Source organism: Pseudohaliea sp. (assembly GCF_054552115.1).
Map to the genome: position 1 here is coordinate 20,137 of NZ_JBTOLW010000022.1, position 23,479 is coordinate 43,615.

A 23,479-nucleotide genomic window follows, 5' to 3' on the forward strand; every position below is an offset into this window, starting at 1 on the left:
AACGCCGTAAAAAGGGGATAGGAAAGATAATAATTCCTGGTCAAAGCGCTAGACTAGGGTCACCGGATAACCATAGTGAGGCCGAACGGTGGGCACCGACCAATCAGGCGCGTTTGCGCAGGTTTCCCTCGACGACAAGTATGCCCTGGATGCCACCCGGGCCTACATGACCGGCATCGAGGCGCTCGTGCGCCTGCCGATGCTGCAGCACCAGCGTGACCAGCAGCGTGGCCTCAACACGGCCGGCTTCATTTCCGGCTACCGCGGCTCGCCCCTCGGCGGCGTCGACCAGGCCATCTGGAAAGCCCGGCGCTGGCTGGACCAGCACAGCATCGTCTTCAAGCCCGGCGTCAACGAGGAGCTTGCCGCCACCGCGGTCTGGGGCAGTCAGCAGACCAGTCTCTTCGAGGGGGCGCGCTATGACGGCGTGTTTTCCCTGTGGTACGGGAAAGGCCCGGGCGTCGACCGCAGCATGGACGTGATCAAGCATGCCAACGCCTTCGGTACCTCCCGCTACGGCGGCGTGCTTGCCGTGGCCGGTGATGACCACGCCTGCAAGTCCTCGACGCTGCCGCACCAGTCCGAGCACAACTTCATCGCCGCCTCCGTGCCGGTGCTGAGCCCGGCCAACGTGCAGGAGGTACTGGACCTCGGTGTGTATGGCTGGGAGCTGTCCCGCTACACCGGCTGCTGGGTGGCGCTGAAGGCGATCACCGAGAACATGGACTCGGCCATCTCGGCGGACATCGACCCGGCGCGGGTGAACATCGTCATCCCGGAGGATTTCGAGCTGCCGCCGGACGGTGTGCACGCGCGCTGGCCGGACAAGCCGCTGGAGCAGGAGCGCCGCCTCAACAAGTACAAGATCTACGCCGCCCGCGAGTTTGCCCGCGTGAACGGCCTCAACCGGGTCGTCGTCGACAGCCCGCGGCCGCGCTTCGGCATCATCACGTCGGGCAAGGCCTACCTCGACGTGATGCAGGCGCTCGAGGACATGGGTATCGATGAGGCCGTCGCGGCGGAGATCGGCCTGCGCGTCTACAAGGTCGGCATGCCCTGGCCGCTGGAGCCGCGCGCCACCCACGACTTCGCCGAGGGGCTCGAGGAAATCCTCGTGGTCGAGGAAAAGCGCTCGATCATCGAGGACCAGCTCACCGGCCAGCTCTACAACTACCCGGTGGGCTCGCGGCCGAAGGTCGTCGGTGAATTCGACGAGGACGGCCGCGACCTGCTGCCAAACCTCGGCGAGCTGACCCCGGCGACGGTGGCCCTGGCCATCCACAGCCGCATCCGCCGCTTCTACCGGTCCGAGACCATGGAGCGGCGCATCCGCTGGATCGACGAGAAGGAGGCCTCCCTGGCGCGGCTGGAGACGAAAGTCGAGCGTGTGCCGCACTTCTGCTCCGGCTGCCCGCACAACACCTCTACCCGTGTGCCCGAGGGCAGCCACGCCCTTGGCGGCATCGGCTGCCACTACATGGCCACCTGGATGCCGGACCGGCAGACGGAAACGTTCACGCAGATGGGCGGCGAGGGCGCGACCTGGATCGGCCAGGCGCCCTTCACGGACACGCCGCACGTGTTCCAGAACCTCGGCGACGGCACCTACTTCCACTCCGGCTCCCTGGCTATCCGCGCGGCCGTCGCCGCGGGCGTCAACATCACCTACAAGATCCTCTACAACGACGCCGTGGCCATGACCGGCGGCCAGCCCATCGACGGCTCCCTCTCGGTGCCGGAGATCCTGCGCCAGGTAGCCGGTGAGGGCGTGAAACGCATCGCGCTGGTGAGCGACAACCCGGGCGCCTGGCGCGGCCGCCTGCCGCGCCTCGATGGCCTCACGGTGACTCACCGCGACGACTACGATGCGCTGCAGCGCGAGCTGCGCGAGTTCCCCGGTGTCTCGGTGATCCTCTACGTGCAGACCTGCGCCGCCGAGAAGCGTCGCCGGCGCAAGAAAGGCAGGCTCGCCGACCCGCCGAAGCGCCTGTACATCAACGACGCGGTCTGCGAGGGCTGCGGTGACTGCAGCATCCAGTCCAACTGCCTGTCCGTGGTGCCCAAGGAAACGCCCCTCGGGCGCAAGCGGCAGATCGACCAGAGCAGCTGCAACAAGGACTACAGCTGCGCGAAAGGCTTCTGCCCGAGCTTCGTCACGGTGCTCGATGGCGACCTGCGCAAGCCGAAGGCCGCGGCGGAGAGCCAGCAGGTCTTCGACCCGCTGCCGGAGCCTCCGGTGCGCGAGCTCGACCAGCCCTGGAACATCGTGGTCGCCGGTGTCGGCGGCACCGGCGTGCTCACGATCACGGCGCTCGTCGCCATGGCCGCGCACATCGAGGGCAAGGGCTGTGCGACCATGAACCAGACGGGCCTGGCGCAGAAGTTCGGCGCCGTGGTCAGCCACGTGCGCGTGGCGCCGACCCAGGAGACGATCAAGGCCGTGCGCATCCCCGCCGGCGAGGCGGACCTCCTCGTGGGCTGTGACCTCGTGGTGGCCACCACCTACGAGGCCATGGGCAAGGCGGCCGTGGGACGCAGCCACGCGGTCATCAACGATGCGGAGGTGCCGACGGCCGCCTTCATCCTCGACCCGGATGCGCCGTTCCCCACGGACGCCCTCAAGGCGAAAATCCGTCGCGAGGTGGGAGGCGACGCCTGCAACTTCCTCGACAGCACGGAGGTTGCGACGCGGCTTCTCGGCGACGCCATCGCCAGTAACCTGTTTCTCCTCGGCTACGCCTGGCAGCAGGGCCTGGTGCCGGTATCGGCGGGGGCGCTCGAGCGCGCCATCGAGCTCAACGGTGTCGCCGTCGACTTCAACCGGCAGGCCTTCCTCTGGGGGCGCCGCTACGCGCACCAGCCTGCGAAGGTGCTGGCCGCCGCCGGCCTGGCGGGCGAGCCCGGCGGCGGGGACGACGACGTCGACGACAGCGTCGATGCGCTCATCGCCGACCGCAGGGAGCGCCTGACCGCCTACCAGGACGCGCGCTACGCGCAGCGCTATGCCGATCGCCTCGCCACCGTGCGCGCCGCGGACCCGCGGCCCGAGGCCGCCGATTCCGTGACCCGCGCGGTCGCCCGGTCCCTGTACAAGCTCATGGCCTACAAGGACGAGTACGAGGTTGCCCGGCTCTACGCGGACCCGGCCTTCATCGCCGGGCTGCACGAGCAGTTCGAGGGCAGGCCCCGGCTCCGCTTCAACCTCGCGCCGCCGCTGCTCGCGCGCCGGGATCCGGTCACCGGGCACCTGCGCAAGCGCGAGTTCGGCCCCTGGGTGCTGCCCGCCTTCCGGCTACTCGCCAGGCTGCGCGGGCTGCGCGGTACGCCTTTCGACGTTTTTGGCTACACCGCCGAACGGCGCCAGGAGCGGGCGGACATCGCCGACTACCTGGCTTTGCTCGATGAGGTACTGCCGAAGCTGGCCGAGGACAATTACCCGCTGGTCGCGGAACTGGCGGCGCTGCCGCTCCAGCTGCGCGGCTTCGGACACGTGAAAGACAGGCACCGGGCCCAGCTGGCCCCGCGGCGCGAGCGGCTCCTGGCCCAGCTTCGCGGCGGCGGCGCGACCGACCCGGTCACCATCGTCGAGGCCGCCTGAGCCCGGCACCGGAAAGCAGCGTCACCCGGCAAACCCACCACAAGGCAAATAAGCAAGAGGATCACCATGAACGTCTTTTCCGCCCCTGCCTTCGATGACCACGAGCAGGTCTGCTTCGCCCGCGATCCGGACTCCGGTCTCAAGGCCATCATCGCGATCCACGACACCACCCTCGGCCCGGCCGTCGGTGGTTGCCGCATGTTTCCCTACGCGAGTGAAGATGCGGCGCTGGAGGACGTGCTGCGCCTGTCCCGCGGCATGACCTACAAGTCCGCCCTGGCGGGGCTGCCCCTCGGCGGCGGCAAGTCGGTGATCATTGGCGACCCTCGACGGGACAAGACCCGCGAGCTCTTCCTTGCCATGGGCCGCTTTGTCGACTCCCTCGGCGGGCGCTACGTGGCGGCGGAAGACTCCGGGATCGCGGTCGCCGACGTGCGCACGATGGGTGAGAGCACGGTGCACGTGAGCGGTATTGGCGAAACCGAGCACGGTGGCGATCCGTCGCCAAGCACGGCCCTGGGGGTGTTCCTGGCGCTGCGCGCCGCGGTGCGCCACCGCCTCGGCGCAGAGGACCTGGCCGGGCTGCGCGTGGCCGTGCAGGGGCTCGGTCATGTCGGCTTCCACCTCGCCCGGCGGCTGGTCGATGCCGGTGCGCAGGTCTTCGGCGCCGACGTCAACGGTGCCAACGTCGCCCGTGCCGTGCGCGAACTCGGCCTTACCGAGGTTCCGGCGGAGGAGATTCTCGCCCTCGAGGTCGACGTGGTCAGCCCCTGCGCCCTCGGCGCGGTACTCAACAGCGACAGCATCCCGCGCCTGCGGGCGGGTATCGTCGCCGGTGCTGCGAACAACCAGCTGGCCTCCCATGACGACGGCGCCCGGCTCATGGATCGCGGCATCCTCTACTGCCCCGATTTCCTCATCAACGCCGGGGGCATCATCGATGTCTACCACCAGCGGCTCGGCTCGGACGCCGCCACCACGCGCGACCACGTCGCCCGTATCGAGGCCACCCTGGGCGAGGTGCTTGCCCGCGCCGACGCCTGCCACCGGCAAACGCAGGACATCGCCGAGGACCTGGCCCGGGAACTGTTGGGCCGGGGGGTCCACGCCCGCGCACGCGCCGCGTGATCCCCGGGGGGCGGTTCGCGCCGCCCTCCACCGGCGCAGGCGTGAGTCGCTTGGTCTTTTTTGTAAGCATGCTTATAATACGCTTCCCTACGAAAGACCGGTGTGCGGGTGACCAGGATCTCCGACAGCGCAGCTGCCCTCAGCTTCGAGCTCCACAACGCCGCCCGGCTGTTGCGGCGCACCTTCGACCGCCGGGCCCGTGCCCACGGCCTCAGCCGCGCGCGCTGGCAGGTGCTGTGGACGCTCGCCCGGGAAGAGGGGTTGAAGCAGTCCGAGCTCGCCGATCGCCTGGACATCGCGCCGATCAGCCTGACGCGTCAGCTGGACAAGCTCGAGCAGGAAGGGCTGGTCGAGCGCCGACCTGACCCGGCGGATCGGCGCTGCTTCCGCGTCTTTCTCACCACCGCGGCCGGCCCGGCCCTCGACCTGCTCGGGGGGCTCGCTGTCGAGACCCGGGCACAGGCCTTCGCCGGCCTGGATGCCGCCGAGGTCCGCCAGCTCCAGGGGCTGCTCGGGCGCATCCGGGAGAACCTCGGCAATGACTGACGCAGCTACGCCCCGTCCCCTGCTCCGCGCCGCCGGTTTCCTCGTCGGCATCGCCGCCGTCGGTGCCCTGGTGCTGTACATGCTCTATGGCGACCAGGGCCGGGTGAGTACCGACAACGCCTACGTCAAGCTCGACAAGCTGAACCTGGCCGCCGAGGTCAGCGGTGTGATCGCCGAGGTGGCGGTGCGCGCCAACCAGCCGGTGCGCCGCGGTGATCTGCTCGTGCGCCTCGACGATGCGCCCTATCGCATCGCCGTGGAGGAGGCGGAGGCTGAACTGGCCCGGGCCCGCAACGACCTCGAGGCGCGCCGCGCCGAGTTCGCCGAGGCCGAGGCGGCGCTCGCCCGCGCGGAGCGCGACGCGGCCTTTTTCGCCCGCGATCTCGCGCGCAGCGAGCAGCTCTCGAGCATCGCCGTGTCCGAGTCGCAGCTCGATGAGCGGCGCCAGGCCCTCGAGCGGGCCCGCGCCGATATCCGTATCAACCAGCAGCGCCTGTCCAGCCTGCGCGCCGAGCTCGGCGGTGACCCGGCCCTGCCCCTGGACCAGCAGGCGGATATCCGCGCCGCCCGGGCCCGGCTGGAACGGGCCCGATACCAGCTCGCGCGCACGCGTCTCGTCGCCCCCGTGGACGGCGTGGTGGCCAACGAAGTGCCGCAGGCGGGTGAGATGGCTCCGGCGGGCCTTACCCTGGTGAGCATGCTCGGCACCGGTCATGTGTGGCTGGAAGCCAACCTGAAGGAAACGCAGCTTGGCGCCGTGCGCGAGGGGCAGCCGGCGAAGGTCCGCGTGGACGCCTACCCGGAGCATGTCTTCGAGGCCGAGGTGGAGAGCCTGAGCCCCGCGAGCGGCAGCGAGTTCGCCCTGATCCCGGCGCAGAACGCCAGTGGCAACTGGGTCAAGGTCGTGCAGCGGGTACCCGTTCGCCTCCGCCTCCTCCCCGGGGCGGCTTCGCCGGTGCTGAGGGCGGGCATGAGCGCTGAAGTCACCATCGACACCCGCGGCGGGCGCGCCGCACCGGCCGCGGGAGCACTCGCCGCCACGCGGCCGTGAGCACCGCCCGCATCCGCGGCCTCGTCGCCGTCAGCGTGATGCTCAGCACCATCATGCAGGTGCTGGACACCACCATCGCCAACGTCGCCCTGCCGCACATGCAGGGGGCCCTGTCCGCCAGCACCGAGCAGGTCACCTGGGTGCTCACCTCCTACATCGTTGCCACCGCCATCATGACCCTGCCCGTGGGCTACATCTCCCGGCGCTTCGGCCGCCGGCGGGTGTTTCTCTGCTCCGTGGCCGGCTTCACGCTGGCCTCCATGCTGTGCGGGCAGGCCGGATCCCTCGGTGAGATGGTGCTCTGGCGGGTGGTCCAGGGTATCTGCGGTGCGGCGCTCGTGCCCCTGTCGCAGTCCGTGCTCCTGGATACCTTCCCGGTGGAGAAACACGCGAGTGCCATGAGCATCTGGGGCACGGGGGTCATGCTCGGACCGATCCTGGGGCCTACTCTCGGCGGCTGGCTGACGGAGTACTACAGCTGGCGCTGGGTGTTCTATATCAACCTGCCGATCGGTATCGCCTCCTTTGCCGGCATTTTCTTCTTCGTGCGCGATACAGAGCCGGTAAAGCAGCGCTTCGACCTCGCCGGTTTCCTGCTGCTGGCCGTGGCCGTGGCCTCCCTGCAGCTGCTCCTCGATCGCGGCGAACACCTGAAGTGGCTCGGCTCCCGTGAAATCCAGGCCTATCTGCTGGTCTGCCTGGCGTCGCTGTACTTCTTCTTCGTGCACAACCTCACGGGCAGCCAGCGTTTCTTTTCGCCGGGGCTGTTCCGCGACCGCAACTTCGTCTCCGGTGTGACCTTCATCTTCTTCCTGGGGGTGATCCTCCTGGCCACGATGGTGCTGCTGCCGCCCTTCCTGCAGGTATGGAAAGGCTACCCGGTGGTCACCACCGGCCTGGTGCTGGTGCCCCGCGGCGTCGGTACCATGGTCACCATGATCCTCGCAGCCCGGCTCATGCGCCGCTTCGACCCGCGCGCCGTGATTACCACCGGCATGGTGTTCGTCGGCTTATCCCTGCAGCAGATGGCCGGCTTCACGCTGCAGGTAGGCGCCTGGCCGGTGGTGGCCAGCGGGTTCCTGCAGGGGCTCGGCCTCGGCCTGGTCTTCGTCCCCGTAAGCGCCCTGGCCTATGCGACGCTCCCGGCCGCGCTACGGGATGAGGGCACGGCGCTGTTCAATCTTGCGCGGAACCTCGGTACCAGCGTCGGTGTTTCCATCGTCATGGCGTTTCTCGCGCGCAACCTCTGGATCAACGAGCAGCAGCTGGCTGCGCGCCTTGCGCCGGAAGTGCTCGCCGGCCAGCCGCTGCCGCCCGTCGGCGACCTCCTCGCATTGCCGGCCGGCCTTGTGGCGACCGTGGCCGGGCAGGCGGCCGAGATCGCCTTTGCCAACGATTTCCAGCTCCTTTTCTGGGTCAATCTCCTGGCCATGCCGCTGGTTTTCCTGCTGCGGGTGCCGGAGCGGCAGCGCGCGCCCTGAACCGTGTGGCCCGCCCGGGCGACTTTTTGCCCTGCTGCGACGTCTCGTCTCCGGCCTGCGGACTAGGGTTGTTGACGGCTTTCGCTGTCGCCGCCGTGGCTGCGCTTCCGCTCGGGTAGACCGCGCTCGCCTGCGGCTGCGAGCCTCCGCGCGGCCTCGTGCGCGCCGGCCAGGGCGCTGGCCAGCTCTTCGAGGGATGCGGCTTCGGGCTGTTCCCCTGCTGCGAGGCGGCGCTCCAGCGCCGCAAAGGCGTCCCCCAGCGAGGGCAGGCCGATGCTGCGCTGCAGCCCCCCCAGGGTGTGGGCCTCGCGGGCTGCTGCGTCGGCATCACCGCGGGCGAGGGCCGCACGCAGGACACGCAGGCGCTCGCCCGACTCGATGCTGCACTGGCGGAGTACCGCGTCGAGGGTCCCGCTGCCCAGGTCGGCAAGGAGGCGTTCCAGCTGTCTGCGGTCGGCGGCGGGGGCGTGATGCCGTGGCATGTTCCTGTCCGGGACCCTAGCCCCGGTCGCCGGACTGCTTCCAGGCCTGCAGCTTGCGGTAGACCGTGGAAGGGGCGACTTCCAGCAGCCCGGCGGCGCGGTTGACGTTGCCGTCACACGCGGCAATTGCCTCCTCGATGGCGCGCCTTTCCAGCAGCCAGAGAGGTTCTACCACGTCGCGGGCCGCCGCCGGCACCTCGGACCGCGCGGCGGAGGGCGGCGCGGGCGGCTCCACGGGGATATGACCGCTCTGCAGGAAGTCCGGGAGCATGGCTTCGGTGACCTGGCCGGCGTCATGAAGCACCACGATTTCCCGCAGGACGTTCTGCAGCTGGCGCACGTTGCCCGGCCAGGGGTAGCGTTGCAGCGCTTCCATCGCGTTCTCGCTGAAGCCGCGGAAACGCTTGCCCGACTCGCTGGCAAAGCGGGCGAGATAGTGCGCGGCGAGCAGGGCGATGTCGCCGCCGCGCTCGCGCAGCGGCGGCATGCGCAGGGGCACGACGTGCAGGCGGTAGTAGAGATCCTCGCGCAGCGTGCCATCCTGCACGGCGCGGAGCGGGTCGCGGTTTGTGGCGCAGATAATGCGCGCGTCGACCTGCTCCTCACCCGGTCCGCTGCCGAGGAAGGTGCCGAACTGGACGAAACGCAACAGCTTTGCCTGCAGCTCCGGCTCCAGCTCGCAGACCTCGTCGAGGAACAGCGTGCCGCCGTCCGCCCTGCGAGCGGCGCCCTCGCTGCCAAAGAGCGCGAGATCGAGGCGGTCGCTGGGCATGGCGCCGCAGTTGAGGATCACGAACCCGGCAGCGACGCGCTCACTGTTGTCGTGGATGGCGCGTGCGGCGAGTTCCTTGCCGGTGCCGCTCTCGCCCACCACGAACACCGCCGCGTCGCTGGCGGCGAGTGCCTCGATCGTCTGGTAGACCGAGTGCATGGCCGGGGAGTCACCGACGAACTGGTCGAAGGCGATGCTCCGGCGCCGGGACAGGCGGGCACAATCGCGGCGCAGCTGTTGCTGCGCCAGGGTGTTGTCGAGGGTGACGAGGAGGCGGGTCGCATCGAAGGGCTTGGTGATGAAGTCCACGGCTCCACGCCGCACTGCCTGCACGGCCATGTCGGCGGTGGCGTAAGCGGTCATCACCACGATGTCCGGCGCGTCCTCCCGGGCCAGCAGCTCGTCCACGAAGTCGAGGCCGTTGCCATCGGGCAGCTTCACGTCCAGGAGGACAATAGCCACCGGCTGTTTCTCCAGGGCCTGCCGCGCCTCGCCGATGCTGGCGGCAGTCTCGACCTGGTAGGCAGAGCTGGCAAGGTAGCCGCGGTAGATGGATGCCATCGACTCGCTGTCCTCGACCAGCAGAACCCTTGAAGCTGTCGTCATGCGGTTGTGCCTCCGCCGTGCCTCCGTGAACGGCCCTAGTCAAAGGCCCTAGTGAAAGGCGTTCCACGAGCTCTCGCGAGCCATGCATTTTGCAACAAAGCGCCCATGCCGCCTAGCGGCAGCCCGGCGAGAGCGGGCTATGCTGCAAAGTCCTGTGAGCGGGTTCTCGTTTTTGCCGTGTTCCTCAGCGGCCGCCGGTGAGCAGGGCGGCAATGTCACTCTCCAGGAAGCTGCGCAGGGGGTGGCTGGGGCGGGTGACCAGGGCGATGCCACGGTGCGGGGGGGCCTGCAGCGGTACTTCGCGGAGAGAGGTCCCCTCGAGGACGCCGCTCGCGACCGCCATGGCCGGAAGCAGGGCGAGGCCGCAGCCGGCCTCTGCCAGCTGCACGAGCGTGTCGATGTTCGTCGCCTCGAAGCGGCGGCTGGCCTGGGCGCCCACACCGCAGGCGGCCAGCGTGTGCTCGCGCAGGCAGTGGCCCGGCTCCAGCAGGATCACCTGGCTGGTATCGATCGCCGACAGGCGCAGCGGTGCCTTGCGCCGGGCCACCGGGTGGCCCGGGGCTGCGAGCAGCCGCAACGGGTCGTCAAAGAGCTGCGTGACCGCCAGGGTGCCGGTATCCATCGGCAGGGCCAGCACCGCGGCATCGAGTTCCCCCCCGGATACCTGCTCCAGCAGGCTCTCGGTCTGGCGCTCGTGCAGGAACAGCTCCAGCTTGGGAAAGTGTTCCGCTGCCCCGGCGAGGAAGTCGTGCAGCAGGTACGGTGCGATCGTAGGGATGATGCCCAGCCGCAGGCTCCCGGTCCCGGGCTCGGCCTGGGCACGGGCGTAGGCAAGAAGGTCTTCGCTGGCACTCAGGATCTGTTCCGCGCGGGCGCACACGGCCTCGCCGACGGCGGTCATGGCCACGTGCTGCCGGCTCCGCTCCACGAGCTTGAGCCCGAGGCTGCGCTCGAGCTCGGCGAGGCCGCCGGAGAGGGAGGACTGGGTGACGAAGCACTGCTCGGCAGCGCGGGTGAAGTTGAGGGTATCGCGCACGGCGAGCAGGTAGGCAAGTTGCTTGAGAGACAGGGCGGCGCTGCGTCGATCGGTCACTGCGGTGGGCGGTCCGTTGCCATGGAGAACGGCATTCTAGCGCAGTTGCCGCTGTGGCCTCAGTCCGACGCTGGCGACAGCGAGGCACCGCCGGGCACGGCGGTCTGCCCCGGCTCCAGGCACAGGTACCGGCGCAGCAGGTGGACGGCGAGGTAGAAGGGGCCGGTGTCGAGCAGGGCGACGGTCGCCTTGAAGGCATAGTTGCTGCCGATGAGCACGAGCAGGGCCGACAGGGCGATTTCGCCGCGCAGGAAGGCGGCGCCGAAGGTCACCGTCACCACCATGAGTGAGTCCACCATCTGGCTCATGAGCGTACTGAAGTTGTTGCGTACCCACAGGTAGCGGCCGCGGGTCACCCGCTTCCAGAAGTGGAACAGCTGCACATCGCAATACTGGGCGGCGATGTAGGCCAGCATGGATGCGAAAACCGCTCCGGAGGTGGTTGCATAGATCAGCTGGTACAGGCCGATGCTCGATTCCACCACCTCGCCATTCGGCAGCGCCAGCGGTGCGGCCAGCTGGAGGATCTGCCATGGCGGCATGGCCTCGTGCGGCACCGAGGGCATGCTGTTGCCGAGGAAAAGCACGAACAGTATCAGGAAGTTGAGGCCGAGGCCGACGCTCACCAGGAAGTTGGCCCGCGCCTTGCCATAGAGCTCGCAGACCAGGTCTGTGCACAGGAAGGTCAGGGGGTAGGGCAGCACGCCCACGGCCAGCGCGAGCGGGCCGAGCTGGATGAAGCGGGTGATGCCGATGACGTTGAGCAGCGTCATGGCGCAGAGAAAGGTCCCCGCCAGGACGAGAAAGACCCGCTCCCTGCGCTCCTGGAGCGTGTGCCCGGTCACGCCTCAGCTCTCCCGCTGGCCCAGGTTGCCGTGCAGTACAGCGCCGTTGATCACCGGGTTGTGGTGCACCCAGTCAATGAGGCCGGCGATCTCCGCCGGATCAACCAGCCGGTTGTAGCTGTTCATGGCGCCGATGGCCTCGATGACCGTGTCGTCGTTGCCGAGGTGCGTGCGCAGCATTTCCGTATCGGTAAAGCCGGGGCAGACCAGGGCGGTGTGCACACCGCGACCCATGAGGTCCTGGCAGGTCGCTCGCATGAGGCCGAGCTGGGCGTGCTTGGAGACCACATAGCTGAAGGCGCCGGCCACGGCTTTCTCGGACAGCGTCGAGCCGACGTAGACAACGCTCGACCCGGCGGGGAGCACTGGCAGGAACCCCTGGTTGAGCGCGTTGACCGCCAGGACGTTGGTCTCCAGGACAGCGCGCAGCTCCGCGTCCGGGCAGTCGAGGGCAGAGTCCTTGCGCATCTGGCTGGCGTTGTGGACCAGGGCGACAGCGTCGGCCGCGGCCGCCACAGGCACCAGGGTTTCCAGCGCCTCCGCGATGCTGGCTCGGTCAGCGAGGTCGCAGGTGAGATTGTGGACCGCGTCCAGCGGGCAGGCGCGCCGGGACAGGTTGTAGACCGTGAAGCCTCGCTCCAGGAAGCGGGCCGCGCTGGCACGACCGATGCCGACGCTGGCGCCGGTGATGATGGCGATGGGCATGGATTCCCCCGGGCTGTTGCTGTGAGCCGCGGCGCATCGACCGCTGCTTGTCCAGCATTATACCGGCTCTGGGCGCCTCTGGATCGGCCCGCGCATTGCCCGCGTCCACGGGCCGTGCCATCCTCCCGCTCCGATGCCGTGCCTGCCGAGCGAGGACCGCCGATGAGCGAAAGCGAGCGCCTGACAACGCTGTATATCGACAAGGAGAGCCACAAGTTTTCCGCCGCGCACTACACGATCTTTGCCGCCGGCGAGCGGGAGCGGCTCCATGGCCACAACTACAAGGTCTCCGCGAAGATCGTCGCGCCCATGGGCAACAATGGCTTCGCGGCGGACTACAACGTCTATAAGGACCGCATCAAGGCGCTCTGCGATGAGCTCGACGAGTACCTTGTCCTGCCGGCCGACTCCCCCTACCAGCGCATCGAGGAAAGCGGCGACGAGTACCGGGTGATCTTCGGCGACGAGCAAATGCGTTTTCTGCGCAGTGATACGCTGGTGCTGCCGATCGTCAACGCGACCGTCGAGGAATTGTCGCGCTACCTGCTTGAGCGCCTGCTGCACGCCTCCCGCGGTGACGATCTGCGCGAGCTCCGCGTCTGCGTCGCCTCCGGCCCGGGGCAGAAGGGCTGCGCCAGCTGGCGCGCCGGCTGAAGCTCAGGCCGCGATGCCGCTCTGCCTCAGGAGCGGCTCGATGTCCGGTTCCCTGCCCCGGAACGCCCGGAAGGTCGCCATCGCATCCCGCGAACCCCCCGCCTCCAGCACCTCGCGCAGGAAGGCCCGGCCGGTCCCGGCGTTGAAAATACCCTCTTCCTCGAAGCGCGCAAAGGCATCTGCCGACAGCACCTCGGCCCACTTGTAGCTGTAGTAGCCGGCCGCGTAGCCGCCGGCGAAGATGTGCGCGAAGCTGTGCTGAAAGCGGTTCCAGGCCGGCGGTTGCAGCACGGCGACCTCGTTGCGGACCGCGTCGAGCACGGCCTGCACCGGCGTTTCCGAAGCGCTTGTCCAGCCGAGGTGGAGGCGGAAGTCGAAGAGGGCGAACTCGAGCTGGCGCACGGTCTGCATCGCCGCCTGGAAGCGCCGGGCCGCCAGCAGGCGCTCGACCAGTGCCGGGGGAATGGCCTCGCCGCTATCGACGTGGCGGCCGAGGCGAGCGAGGAACTCGGCCTCCCAGCACCAGTTTTCCAGGAACTGGCTGGGCAGTTCCACCGCATCCCACTCGACGCCGTTGATGCCGGAGACGGCGGCGACGGTCTGCCGGGTCAGCAGGTGGTGCAGGCCGTGACCGAATTCGTGGAACAGCGTGGTCACCTCGTCGTGCGTCAACAGGCTGGGGCGCCCGTCCGCCGGCGGCGAGAAATTGCACACGAGCCAGGCCACGGGGCGCTGCAGGCCGTGGACACCCTCCCGGCGTACCCGGCAGTCCCCCATCCAGGCCCCGCCGCGCTTGCCGCTGCGAGCGTAGAGGTCCAGATAGCAGTGCGCCAGCAGCTCGCCGTCGCGATGGATGGCATAGAGGGAGAGGTCCGGGTGGTAGCTGTCGAAGTTTTCGCAGGGGCTGAACTCAATGCCGAAGAGCTCCCCGCAGAGCCCGAAGAGGGTATCGAGGACCCGTGGCAGCGGCAGGTACGGGCGGAGGTCTTCCTGCGAGATGGCGTAGCGGGCCTTTCGCAGCTGCTCGCTGTAGTAGGGCGCGTCCCAGGCCTCCAGCTGCGCGCGGCCATCGTGCTCCCGGGCGAAGGCGCAGAGCGCCTCCCACTCGGCCTCGGCCACGGGACGGGCGTGTGCGGCGAGGTCCTCGAGAAAGGTGACGACGCTCGCCGTGTCCGGAGCCATCTTCGTCGCCAGCGACAGCTCCGCGTAGTTGTCGAAGCGTAGCAGGCTCGCCAGCTCGCGCCGACAGTCGAGGATCTCGTGCATGACCTCGCTGTTGTCCCAGGTGCCAGCGTGCGGCCCCTGGTCCGACGCCCGGGTCTGCCAGGCCGTGTAGATCGCCTCGCGCAGTTCCCGGTCCTGGCCATGGGCCATCACCGCGAGGTAGGTCGGCCCATCGAGGGTGAGGCGGTAGCCGTCCTCGCCCGCCGCTTCGGCGTTCCGCCGCGCCGCTGCGCGGGTGCTCTCGGGCAGCCCCGCCACGCGCCCTTCGTCCACGGTGAGCGACCAGGCGTCGGTGGCATCGAGGAGGTTGTCGCTGAAGCGCGCACTGAGCGACGCCAGGCGCTGGCTGAGCTCGCCGAAGCGCTCCCGCTGCGCCGGCTCCAGGGCCACGCCGGCGAGGGTGAAGTCGCGCAGCGCGTTGTCGAGGGCGCGCCGGCGGCCGGGTACGCGATCGACGGACGGGTCGTCCCGGGCCACCGCCTGGAAGGCCTCGTAGAGCGCGCTGTGCTGGCCCAGCCAGGTGCGCCAGGCGGAGAGCTTCGGCAGGCACGCGTTGTAGGCCTCGCGCAGCGGCTCGGCGTTGCTCACGCTGTTCAGGTGACTGACCGGTGCCCAGAAACGCTCCAGCTCGTCCTCCAGCTCCTCGAGGGGCGCGCAGAGGCGCTCCCAGGTCGCCGGACCCGGCTCGGCGAGGAGCACCTCGATGGCGGCGCGGTTGGCCGCCAGGAGCTGATCGAGATCCGCCTCGATGCGCGCGGGGTCGATGGCGCTGTAGCGGGGCAGTTCGGCGTCCGCCGGCAGGGGATGATTCATCGGGGTTATACTCCATGCCTTGGCCGGACCGGGCCCTTGCCCGCCGGCGACAGTCTTTAGCGTCAGTTTTCTGGACTATGGGGACCATTATGCCTGTTGCAACCCGTGTGTTCCGCACCGCCCTCGCCTTCTGCTTCGCCGCCCTGGCCTTTCCCGCCGGCGCCGCGGATGCCGGCAAGCCCTTCGCCCCCGGAGATGTTTTCGGCCTCGCCTACGCCAGCGACCCGATCGTCGGCCCGGCCGGGGAGCGTATCTATTACCTGCGCCACACCATGGACGCCCTGAAGGACCGGCGCCGCGCCAACCTGTGGACCGTTGGCGCGGATGGCAGCGGCCACCGGCCGCTCACCACGGGCCCGCGCAGCCTGTCGAGCCCCGCGCTGGCACCGGGCGGTCGCCGCATTGCCTACGTGGACAAGGATGACGTGGGCCAGCAGGTCTTCGTACAGTGGGTCGATGGCGGCGAGCGCGCGCAGCTGACCCGCGTGGCGCACACGCCGCGGCGCCTGACCTGGTCGCCGGACGGCCGCTGGCTGGCCTTTACCATGCTCGTTCCCTACGAGCCGACGGTGCTCGGGGAGCTGCCGCCGAAGCCTGAGGGCGCGGACTGGGCGCCGCCCCCCGTGGTGGTGGAGCGCTCCGTATTCCGCAACGATGGCCGGGGCCCGCGGCCCTATGGCTTCCAGCATGTCTTCGTGGTTCCAGCGGAGGGTGGCAGCCCGCGCCAGCTGACCAGCGGAAACTACGATCACGACGGCGGCCTGGCCTGGACCGCAGACGGCGAAGCCCTGATCGTTTCCGCCAATCGCGGCGAGGACTGGGAAACGAACCCGGTCAACACGGACCTGTTCCGCGTGCCCCTGGACGGCGGTCCGATGACGCGCCTCACGGACCGACAGGGGCCGGACAGCGGCCCCGTGGTGTCGCCGGACGGCAACACCATCGCCTGGACGGGCTGGGACGATCGGGGACTGGGCTACCACCGCAAGCGGCTTTACGTCATGAACAGCGATGGCAGCGGCAGGCGCGAGCTGCTGGCCGACCTCGACCGTGACATCGAGGATCCGCAGTGGTCCGTGGATGGCGAGCGCCTTTTCTTCCGCTACGACGACCGCGGCAACACGGTGCTTGCAGCAACGGACCTGGCTGGCAGGCTTGAACAGCTCGCCTCCGGGCTGGCCGGGACCACCCTTGGCCGGCCCTACGCGGGCTCGGACTTCGCCGTGGGTGGCAAGGACCGCTTCGCCTACACCGCGGGCGATACCTCCCGCCCTGCGGACATCGCCGTCGGCCGCCGCGGCGGTGCGGGTGCCAGCAAGGTCACGGCCCTCAATGAAAACCTGCTGGCCCATCGCCAGCTGGCCCGGGTGGAGGAGCGCTGGGTGACCTCCAGCGCTGACGGGCGGGATATCCAGGCCTGGGTTGCCCTGCCGCCCGGTTTCGACCCCTCGAAGCAGTACCCCATGATCCTCGAGATCCACGGCGGGCCCTTCACCAACTACGGTTTCCGCTTCAGTGCCGAGGTGCAGCTCTATGCGGCGCAGGGGTACGTGGTGCTCTACGTGAATCCGCGCGGCAGCACGAGCTACGGCGAGCAGTTCGGCAACCTGATCCACCACGCGTATCCGGGACAGGATTACGACGACCTCATGTCGGCCGTGGACGCCGTGATCGACGAGGGCTTCGTGGACCCGGAGCAGCTCTACGTCACCGGGGGCAGCGGCGGCGGGGTGCTCACCGCCTGGATCGTGGGCAAGACCGACCGCTTCCGCGCGGCGGTGGTGGCCAAGCCCGTGATCAACTGGGCGAGCTTCGTTCTCACCGCCGACATGGCACCCTACTTCGCCCGCTACTGGTTCCCGGCGATGCCCTGGGAGGACCCGGAGGGCTACTGGGCACGGTCCCCGCTGTCCCTCGTGGGCAACGTGACCACGCCGACCATGCTGCTCACCGGGGAGGCCGACCTGCGCACGCCTATCTCGGAGAGCGAGCAGTACTATCAGGCCCTGAAACTGCGCGGGGTGGACACGGCGCTGGTGCGTATGCCCGGTGCCTACCACAGCATTGCCAAGCGGCCCAGCCAGCTCGCGGCCAAGGCCGCCGCCGTGCTCGCCTGGTTCGAGCGCTACGGCGCCGCCGGGTCCTGAGCCATGGCAGTGGCAAGGAACGTGCGCGCGGTCCGCGTGGCCGAGCCGGGTGGTCCGGAGGCCATGGCGCTGGAGACGATCGAGCTGCCGGCACCGGGGCCGGGCATGGCGCGGGTGGTGAACCATGCCATCGGTCTCAACTACATCGACACCTATCACCGCAGCGGCCTGTACCCGCTGCCGCTGCCGACGGGGATCGGCCTCGAGGGGGCAGGTGTGGTCGAGGCGGTGGGCGAGGGTGTCGACCTGGCGGTGGGGACCCGGGTCGGCTACTGCGCCGCCGGCATCGGTGCCTACGCCGAGGCCATCAACCTGCCGGCGTCGCGGCTGGTACCGCTGCCGGACGCGGTGGATTTCGAGACCGCCGCCGCGGCGCTGCTCAAGGGCTGCACGGTGGAATACCTGCTGCAGCGTACCTGGCCCCTCGCGGCCGATGAGACCTGCCTGTTCCACGCGGCGGCCGGCGGCGTCGGCCAGCTTTTCGGGCAGTGGGCCGCAGGCCTTGGCGCGACGGTGATCGGCACCGTCGGGTCGGCGGAAAAAGCCGCGCTGGCCCGCGCCTGCGGTTATGAACACGTGATCAACTACCGCGAGGAAGACGTGGTCGGGCGGGTCCGGGAAATCACCGGCGGTGCCGGCCTGCCGGTGGTTTATGACGGGGTCGGCCGGGATACCTTCTTCGCCTCCCTCGACTGCCTCCGCCCCCGGGGACTGATGGTGAGCTTCGGCAATGCCTCGGGCCCGCCGCCGCCCCTGGACCTGCAGGAGCTGGCCCAGCGCGGGTCCCTGTTCATCACGCGGCCCACGCTGCTCAGCTATGTCGCCGACGATGCCGAGCTGCAGGCTTCCGCCGCCGCCGTCCTCGACCGCGTCGCCGACGGGCGCCTGGCGGTGAAGGTGGAGCGGCGCTACGCGCTGGGGGAGGTGCGCCAGGCCCACGAGGATCTCGAGGGTCGGCGCACGTCGGGCTCGAGCCTGCTGCTGCCGTGAAAATTTCTCGCCGGCGGGGAACCTTTCCTGCGGGAGGGGGTCTGAATTTCCGGAAGGGCGCTGCGCTATGCGCCCGACCTTCTTGGACGGACGACGTTCAGGTCATGTAAACCCCTCTGGAGCGAGACTCCTCTCTGGCCGGCCGCAAGGCCGGCTTTTTTTTGGTTCTTCGAAGGTTTCCCGGTACGTCGGCTGGAGGGTGCCCCCGCCCCTGCCGCCCTGGAAGACCGGCGCGCTGGCCGGACGCGAGGCGCCAGGGGCGAGTGCGGGATACGTCTCTCACCAAGCGTGTATCGGGGAGCGACTGAGAGACGTATCCCGCACTCGCCCCGGAACGATGCGAAAAGCCTTTACGAGTCCCCGCTCTCTGCCATGGCTTCCCGCAGGCTCTCGGCGGTCTGCGGGCCGACGAGGGTCGCGACCCGGCGGCCGTCCGGATCGATGACGACCGTGGTGGGCAGCACCTGCGGGCGGTCGATGCCGAGCTCGGCCGCGGGGTCCGCCGGGAGCTGGGTGAAGGCGATGCCCAGGGCCTCGATCTGGGCGGCGAGGGCGTCGCCGGTGGCGCCGTCGTAGTTCACGCCGAGGACCGTGATGCCTTCCTCGCTGTCGAGGCTGTTCAGCTCCGGCACCTCGCGGATGCACGGCTTGCACCACTCGGCCCAGTAGTTGACCAGTACCCAGTTGCCCAGGTGGTCCGCGATGGGGTCAAGGGGCCCCCGGCGTTCGCCGCAGGCGGCAAGCGCGAGGCCGAGAGACAGGGACAGGCAGACGAAAAAGGTGCGCAGGGTCATTGTTCGAAGAGCTCCGCAAGGTTGATGGAAAGGGCATCCCGGTTGGCGCTTTCCTGGGTCGTCAGCAGGTCCAGGGCACGCTGTTCCCAGCCACCCGGGGTGTGGCGGGGGGCGTACTCGCTCGCCAGCACGTCGCCGCGGGTCCAGTGCAGTACCTGCCAGAGGGTGATGTCGTGGAGGTCCCGCGCCAGCAGGTAGTGGCCGCGCTCGTTCTGGGAGATCACGCGCCGGGCCAGGAAGATATCCCGCAGCGCACCCCAGCTCTCGCTGTCGATGCCGCAGGTCCGGTCCGTGAGGACATCGATCTCGCGCAGGGTCTCGCCGCGGCGCTGCCGCTGCCAAAGCAGGTAGAGGGCCTCGAGGGCCTTCAATGCCAGGGGCCGCGCCGCCTGCTCGGAGGTCTGGTAGGCGGAGAGGCTGTGTACGACGATGGCGGCAATCAGCACGATGTTCCAGGAGATGAAGATCCAGAGCAGGAACAGGGGAACAGCGGCGAAGGCGCCATAGATGAACGTGATACTGGAGCCGGCCACCAGGGTCGTGAACAGGGAGCGGGCGATGTTGAAGGCGACGGCGGCCAGCGCCCCGCCGATCAATGCATGCTTTACCGGCACCCGGCAGTTGGGCACGGCGGCGTAGACGAGGGTGAAACCGAGCACGCTGAGCAGGAAGGGTGCGATGCGCAGGATCGCGGCGCCGGCGCCGATGACATCGAGGTGGCCGAGACGGCTGGCGAAGGAGGCCAGGTAGGTGCTCGCGGCGAGGCCCAGGCCGATGGTCAGCGGCGTCAGGCTGAGCACGGCCCAGTAGAGCAGGAAGCTGGAGACGGGGCTGCGGTTTTCCGGGGTGCGCCAGATCCGGTTGAAGCTGCGCTCGATGTTGCGCAGCATGAGGATCGCCGTCGCGACGAGGAAGGCGATACCAAAGCCCGTGAGGTTCTTGGCCTGGCGCGAGAAATCCTCGAGGTACTGTTCCATTTCCGAGGACGTTTCGGGCATCAGGTGCTCGAAGAGCAGGTCCTGGATGTTGGCCTCGACGCCCTGGAAGGCCGGCACGGCGGACGCCATGGTATACAGCACCGTGAGCAGCGGCACCATGGCGAAGAGGCTCATGTAGGTGAGAGCTGCGGCGGTGTCCCGGCAGCGGTCGCTGTTGAAGCGCTCGTACAGGTACTTCAGCCGGCGCAGCCAGGGATCGAATTGGGCGGGGATTTCCGGCATGCAGGGCAGTATCGCATGAAACTGCGGGGTGGCGGCACGGGCCGCGCTGCGCTCGGGGTGGCGTAGTCGCCCCGGGGCCATGGGGCGCCCTTTGCTATACTGCGGCGCCCCGCATCACACGGAGTCCCCGCATGGCCAGCGTCACCCTCTACCACAATCCCCGCTGCTCCAAGTCCCGCGCCGCTCTCGCGCTCCTCGAGGAGCGCGGGGTAGAGGTCGAGGTCGTCCGCTACCTCGACACGCCCATGGACGAAGCGGGGCTGCGCGATCTGCTGCGGCGCCTCGGGCGGCCGGCGGCGGAACTGGTGCGCCGCGGGGAGGCCGAGTACAAGGCCGCGGGGCTCGGTCCGGCCAGTGACGAGGAGCAGCTGGTGGCGGCGCTGGCGGCCCACCCGAAGCTCATGGAGCGGCCGGTGGCCGTCCTCGGCGAGCGGGCAGTGATCGGCCGGCCGCCGGAGAACGTGCTCGAGCTCCTGTCGTGACCGAGGCGCCCTACATCCTCGTGCTCTACTACTCGGCCGGTGGCGCCACCGCGGCGATGGCCGCCCAGGTCGCCCGCGGCGTGGCAACCGTCCCGGGGCTCGAGGCGCGGCTGCGCACCGTCCCCCGGGTTTCCGCCGAGAGCGAGCAGGTAGCCGACGAGGTGCCCGCGGAGGGGCCCTTGTACTGCAGCCAGGGAGACCTGCGCGGCTGCGCCGGCCTGGTGCTCGGCAGCCCCACCCGTTTCGGCAACATGGCCGCGCCCCTCAAGTATTTCCTCGACCAGACCGGGGACAGCTGGCTCAGCGGCGCCCTGGTGGACAAGCCCGCGGGCGTTTTCACTTCGACTTCGAGTCTGCACGGTGGCCAGGAGAGCACGCTGCTGTCCATGATGCTGCCGCTATTGCACCACGGCATGGTGCTGGTGGGCCTCGACTACGGTGAGCCCGGGCTCATGCGCACGCAGGGCGGGGGCACGCCCTACGGGGCGAGCCACTTCGGTGGCGTCGACAACCAGCGCGCCCTCGACGACGACGAAGCCGGCCTCTGCCGCAGCCTCGGTGCGCGGGTTGCGCGGCTGGCAGTTGCGCTCACCGACGGCGGGGTGGCGCCGTGACGGCGGTGCCGTGCACGGGCGCAGCCGCCCGGTTCCGGGCCGCGAGCTGGGGCTTCTGGCTGGTCCTGTTCGCGCAGCAGGCGCTGGACGCCTTCGTCCGCCAGGCCCCCTGGATCATCTGGGTGGCCTACCTGCTGCCGCTGCTGATCTTCCTGCCCGGTATGCTGCGGGACCGGCTGCGGAGCTACGTCTGGCTGTGCTTCGTGGTCCTGCTCTACTTCGTTCGCCTGGTGGAGCGGCTGTTCGCCGAACCTGGCGCGCTGCCGCCCATCGTCGGCACGATAGCCGCGGTCGGGCTCTTCACCTGTGCCATGCTCTATGTGCGAAAGCGCGGCCCGCAACTGCGTCGCGCCGCCGCACCCGCCCCGGGAGACACCGATGGCTAGTCCCTCGTTCCTGCGACGTTTCTTCGGCGGCCTGTGGCGCGCCATCACCCTGTTTCGCCTGGCCCTTGCCAACCTGCTGTTCCTTGCGGCGCTGGTCCTGCTCTTCCTCGTGCTCACCGGCGGGCCCTCGCGGGAACTGCCGGAGCGGGCGGCGCTGCTGCTGGCCCCGGTAGGCCGGGTGGTGGACGAGCGCAGCCGGGTCGAGCCCCTGGCGCTGCTCGGCGACCCGACGCCGGCGACGGCGGAGGTGCGGCTCCGCGACCTGGTCGACGCCGTGGAGCGGGCCGCCGACGACCCGGCCATCTCCGCCCTCGTTATCGATACCGACGAACTGCTCTACCTCGGCCTCAGCCGGATGCAGGAGCTGGCACCGGCCCTCGAGCGCTTCCGCGCCACGGGCAAGCCCGTGGTTGCCCGCGGCGACTATTTCACCCAGGATCAGTACCTCCTCGCCGTGCAGGCGGACACGGTGATTCTTCATCCCCACGGTGCCCTCGCCCTCGAAGGTTTTGCGAGCTACCTGAACTACTTCCGTGATGCGCTCGACAAGCTCTCGGTGACCATGCACGTGTTCCGTGCCGGGGAGCACAAGTCGATCGCCGAGCCGTTCACGCGCATGGACATGTCCGAGGACGAGAAGGCGATCACCCGGGCCTGGCTGGATGACCTCTGGGGCCAGTACACGACGCTGGTCGAGGCGCGGCGGGCGCTGCCCGCCGGCGCCATCGACGCCCACATCAACGGCTACCCGCAGCGTCTCGCGGCCGAGGACGGAGACCCGGCGAAACTCGCCCTCGCGGATGGCCTGGTGGACCGGCTGCTGTCCCGGGAGGCGGCCAACGACTATCTCGTGGAGCTGGTGGGCGCCGCGGATGACGACGGTCGCTTCGAGGCCGTACCCTTTGACCGCTACCTGGCCCGCCGCGGCCGGCCCGCGGACCCGAAGGTGGCCAGCCGGGTCGCGGTGGTGACCGCCGCAGGACCGCTGTTTGGCGGTGAGCGCGACCCCGGCTCCATCGGCGCCGAGACGCTGTTGCGCCAGCTGCGCCAGGTCGCCGATGACCCGGACGTCGCGGCGATCGTGCTGCGCATTGACAGCCCCGGCGGCAGTGCCTTCGCCGCCGAGGTCGTGCGCGCGGGCCTTGCCGACATCGCACGGCGCCGGGAACTGCCGGTGGTCGTATCCATGGGCCGGGTCGCGGCGTCAGCCGGCTACTATATCGCGGCCCCGGCGGACGAGATCTGGGCCACGCCAGCGACGATCACCGGTAGCATCGGCGTGTTCCTGGCCTTCCCGACGGTCGAGGAACTGTTCGAGCGCGCCGGTATCGGGACCGACGGGGTCGGTACCACGGAGCGGGCCGGTGCCCTGCGCCTGGACCGGCCCCTGCAGCCGGCAGTAGCCGAAACGCTGCAGCTGTCGGTCAACGACCGCTACCGGAAATTCATCGACATCGTGGCTGCCGGCCGCGGTATGGCTCCGGCGCAGGTGGAGGCCGTGGCCGAGGGGCGGGTCTGGAGCGCGCCCGCGGCGAAAGCCGTCGGGCTCGTGGACGAGCTGGGGAGCCTGGCGGAGGCGGCACGGTCGGCGGCTGCCCTGGCCGGCCTTGAAGAGGGCGCCTACCGGGTGGACTACGTCCAGCCGCCCCAGTCGCCGCGACAGCTCCTGCTGCAAACGCTCGCGGACCGGCTGGGCATAGCCGCGAAGCTGGAAGGGGCCCTGCCGGTCCCGCCGCGGTTCCTGGCGCCGCTCAGCGCGGCCCGGCAGGCGCTCGAAGTCCTCGAGGACCCCGCGCACCTGTACATGCTCTGCCTGGCCTGCGCGCCCTGAGGGCGCCCGTCGCCGGC

At 69.5% G+C, this 23,479-nt stretch carries 20 protein-coding genes; 12 read left to right on the forward strand and 8 right to left on the reverse strand.

Annotated features, from left to right (window positions below; translation table 11 throughout):
* Nucleotides 1–88: 88 nt before the first annotated feature.
* The 5 genes from ACX93N_RS11285 to ACX93N_RS11305 all read left to right on the forward strand — a co-directional run bounded on the left by ACX93N_RS11285 (nucleotide 89) and on the right by ACX93N_RS11305 (nucleotide 7,804).
* Nucleotides 89–3,598, forward strand: coding sequence for an indolepyruvate ferredoxin oxidoreductase family protein (locus ACX93N_RS11285; protein WP_459428521.1), 3,510 nt, complete (start codon nucleotides 89–91; stop codon nucleotides 3,596–3,598).
* A gap of 66 nt (nucleotides 3,599–3,664) precedes the next feature.
* Nucleotides 3,665–4,726: a Glu/Leu/Phe/Val family dehydrogenase gene (locus ACX93N_RS11290; RefSeq protein WP_459428522.1), complete on the forward strand. Its 1,062-nt coding sequence runs from the start codon at nucleotides 3,665–3,667 to the stop codon at nucleotides 4,724–4,726.
* 108 nt (nucleotides 4,727–4,834) lie between these two features.
* Nucleotides 4,835–5,272, forward strand: a complete 438-nt coding sequence (locus ACX93N_RS11295; RefSeq protein ID WP_459428523.1) for a MarR family winged helix-turn-helix transcriptional regulator — start codon at nucleotides 4,835–4,837, stop codon at nucleotides 5,270–5,272.
* Complete coding sequence (locus ACX93N_RS11300) at nucleotides 5,265–6,323, forward strand: efflux RND transporter periplasmic adaptor subunit (protein WP_459428524.1); 1,059 nt, start codon at nucleotides 5,265–5,267, stop codon at nucleotides 6,321–6,323. The genes ACX93N_RS11295 and ACX93N_RS11300 overlap by 8 nt, the downstream gene beginning before the upstream one ends.
* Nucleotides 6,320–7,804 (forward strand): DHA2 family efflux MFS transporter permease subunit, encoded by a 1,485-nt coding sequence (locus tag ACX93N_RS11305; RefSeq protein WP_459428525.1) that lies wholly within the window; start codon nucleotides 6,320–6,322, stop codon nucleotides 7,802–7,804. The genes ACX93N_RS11300 and ACX93N_RS11305 overlap by 4 nt, the downstream gene beginning before the upstream one ends.
* Nucleotides 7,805–7,866: 62 nt before the next feature.
* Here ACX93N_RS11305 and ACX93N_RS11310 read toward each other — a convergent pair whose 3' ends face one another.
* From ACX93N_RS11310 to ACX93N_RS11330, 5 genes are all read right to left on the reverse strand, one after another.
* On the reverse strand, nucleotides 7,867–8,286 hold the full coding sequence (locus ACX93N_RS11310; RefSeq protein ID WP_459428526.1) for an Hpt domain-containing protein: 420 nt from the start codon (nucleotides 8,284–8,286) through the stop codon (nucleotides 7,867–7,869).
* 16 nt (nucleotides 8,287–8,302) lie between these two features.
* Nucleotides 8,303–9,664, reverse strand: a complete 1,362-nt coding sequence (locus ACX93N_RS11315) for a sigma-54-dependent transcriptional regulator (protein ID WP_459428527.1) — start codon at nucleotides 9,662–9,664, stop codon at nucleotides 8,303–8,305.
* A 184-nt stretch (nucleotides 9,665–9,848) separates the two neighbouring features.
* Entirely contained in the window at nucleotides 9,849–10,757 is a 909-nt protein-coding gene (locus ACX93N_RS11320; RefSeq protein ID WP_459428528.1) for a hydrogen peroxide-inducible genes activator, read from the reverse strand.
* A 59-nt stretch (nucleotides 10,758–10,816) separates the two neighbouring features.
* Nucleotides 10,817–11,602 (reverse strand): queuosine precursor transporter, encoded by a 786-nt coding sequence (locus ACX93N_RS11325; RefSeq protein WP_459428529.1) that lies wholly within the window; start codon nucleotides 11,600–11,602, stop codon nucleotides 10,817–10,819.
* A 3-nt stretch (nucleotides 11,603–11,605) separates the two neighbouring features.
* Entirely contained in the window at nucleotides 11,606–12,307 is a 702-nt protein-coding gene (locus ACX93N_RS11330; protein WP_459428530.1) for an SDR family NAD(P)-dependent oxidoreductase, read from the reverse strand.
* Between the two features lie 162 nt (nucleotides 12,308–12,469).
* Here ACX93N_RS11330 and ACX93N_RS11335 point away from each other — a divergent pair, with 162 nt between their 5' ends.
* Nucleotides 12,470–12,961: a 6-pyruvoyl trahydropterin synthase family protein gene (locus ACX93N_RS11335; protein WP_459428531.1), complete on the forward strand. Its 492-nt coding sequence runs from the start codon at nucleotides 12,470–12,472 to the stop codon at nucleotides 12,959–12,961.
* 3 nt (nucleotides 12,962–12,964) lie between these two features.
* Here ACX93N_RS11335 and ACX93N_RS11340 read toward each other — a convergent pair whose 3' ends face one another.
* Nucleotides 12,965–14,998, reverse strand: a complete 2,034-nt coding sequence (locus tag ACX93N_RS11340) for a M3 family metallopeptidase (RefSeq protein WP_459428532.1) — start codon at nucleotides 14,996–14,998, stop codon at nucleotides 12,965–12,967.
* Between the two features lie 89 nt (nucleotides 14,999–15,087).
* On the opposite strand from ACX93N_RS11340, the gene ACX93N_RS11345 reads away from it, so the two are divergent.
* Nucleotides 15,088–17,145, forward strand: a complete 2,058-nt coding sequence (locus tag ACX93N_RS11345; RefSeq protein ID WP_459428533.1) for a S9 family peptidase — start codon at nucleotides 15,088–15,090, stop codon at nucleotides 17,143–17,145.
* A gap of 3 nt (nucleotides 17,146–17,148) precedes the next feature.
* Nucleotides 17,149–18,135: a quinone oxidoreductase family protein gene (locus ACX93N_RS11350; protein ID WP_459428534.1), complete on the forward strand. Its 987-nt coding sequence runs from the start codon at nucleotides 17,149–17,151 to the stop codon at nucleotides 18,133–18,135.
* A gap of 350 nt (nucleotides 18,136–18,485) precedes the next feature.
* Here the strand turns inward: ACX93N_RS11350 and ACX93N_RS11355 are convergent, their stop codons facing one another.
* The gene (locus tag ACX93N_RS11355) at nucleotides 18,486–18,929 is read right to left on the reverse strand and encodes a TlpA family protein disulfide reductase (protein WP_459428535.1); all 444 of its coding nucleotides are present in this window, start codon (nucleotides 18,927–18,929) and stop codon (nucleotides 18,486–18,488) included.
* The gene (locus ACX93N_RS11360; RefSeq protein ID WP_459428536.1) at nucleotides 18,926–20,149 is read right to left on the reverse strand and encodes a YihY family inner membrane protein; all 1,224 of its coding nucleotides are present in this window, start codon (nucleotides 20,147–20,149) and stop codon (nucleotides 18,926–18,928) included. Before ACX93N_RS11360 ends, ACX93N_RS11355 begins: the two co-directional genes overlap by 4 nt.
* Nucleotides 20,150–20,280: 131 nt before the next feature.
* Between ACX93N_RS11360 and arsC the strand changes: the two genes are divergently transcribed.
* From arsC to sppA, 4 genes are read left to right on the forward strand one after another with little or no spacing between them, the layout of a single operon-like run.
* Nucleotides 20,281–20,631 carry an arsenate reductase (glutaredoxin) gene (gene arsC / locus ACX93N_RS11365; RefSeq protein WP_459428537.1) on the forward strand — a complete coding sequence of 117 codons (351 nt, stop codon included), beginning with the start codon at nucleotides 20,281–20,283 and terminating at the stop codon, nucleotides 20,629–20,631.
* A complete protein-coding gene (gene wrbA, locus ACX93N_RS11370) occupies nucleotides 20,628–21,245 on the forward strand; it encodes an NAD(P)H:quinone oxidoreductase (RefSeq protein WP_459428538.1) in 618 nt (205 codons plus the stop codon). Before arsC ends, wrbA begins: the two co-directional genes overlap by 4 nt.
* Nucleotides 21,242–21,631: a DUF2069 domain-containing protein gene (locus ACX93N_RS11375; protein ID WP_459428539.1), complete on the forward strand. Its 390-nt coding sequence runs from the start codon at nucleotides 21,242–21,244 to the stop codon at nucleotides 21,629–21,631. The genes wrbA and ACX93N_RS11375 overlap by 4 nt, the downstream gene beginning before the upstream one ends.
* Entirely contained in the window at nucleotides 21,624–23,462 is a 1,839-nt protein-coding gene (gene sppA, locus ACX93N_RS11380; protein WP_459428540.1) for a signal peptide peptidase SppA, read from the forward strand. Before ACX93N_RS11375 ends, sppA begins: the two co-directional genes overlap by 8 nt.
* Nucleotides 23,463–23,479 lie beyond the last annotated feature (17 nt).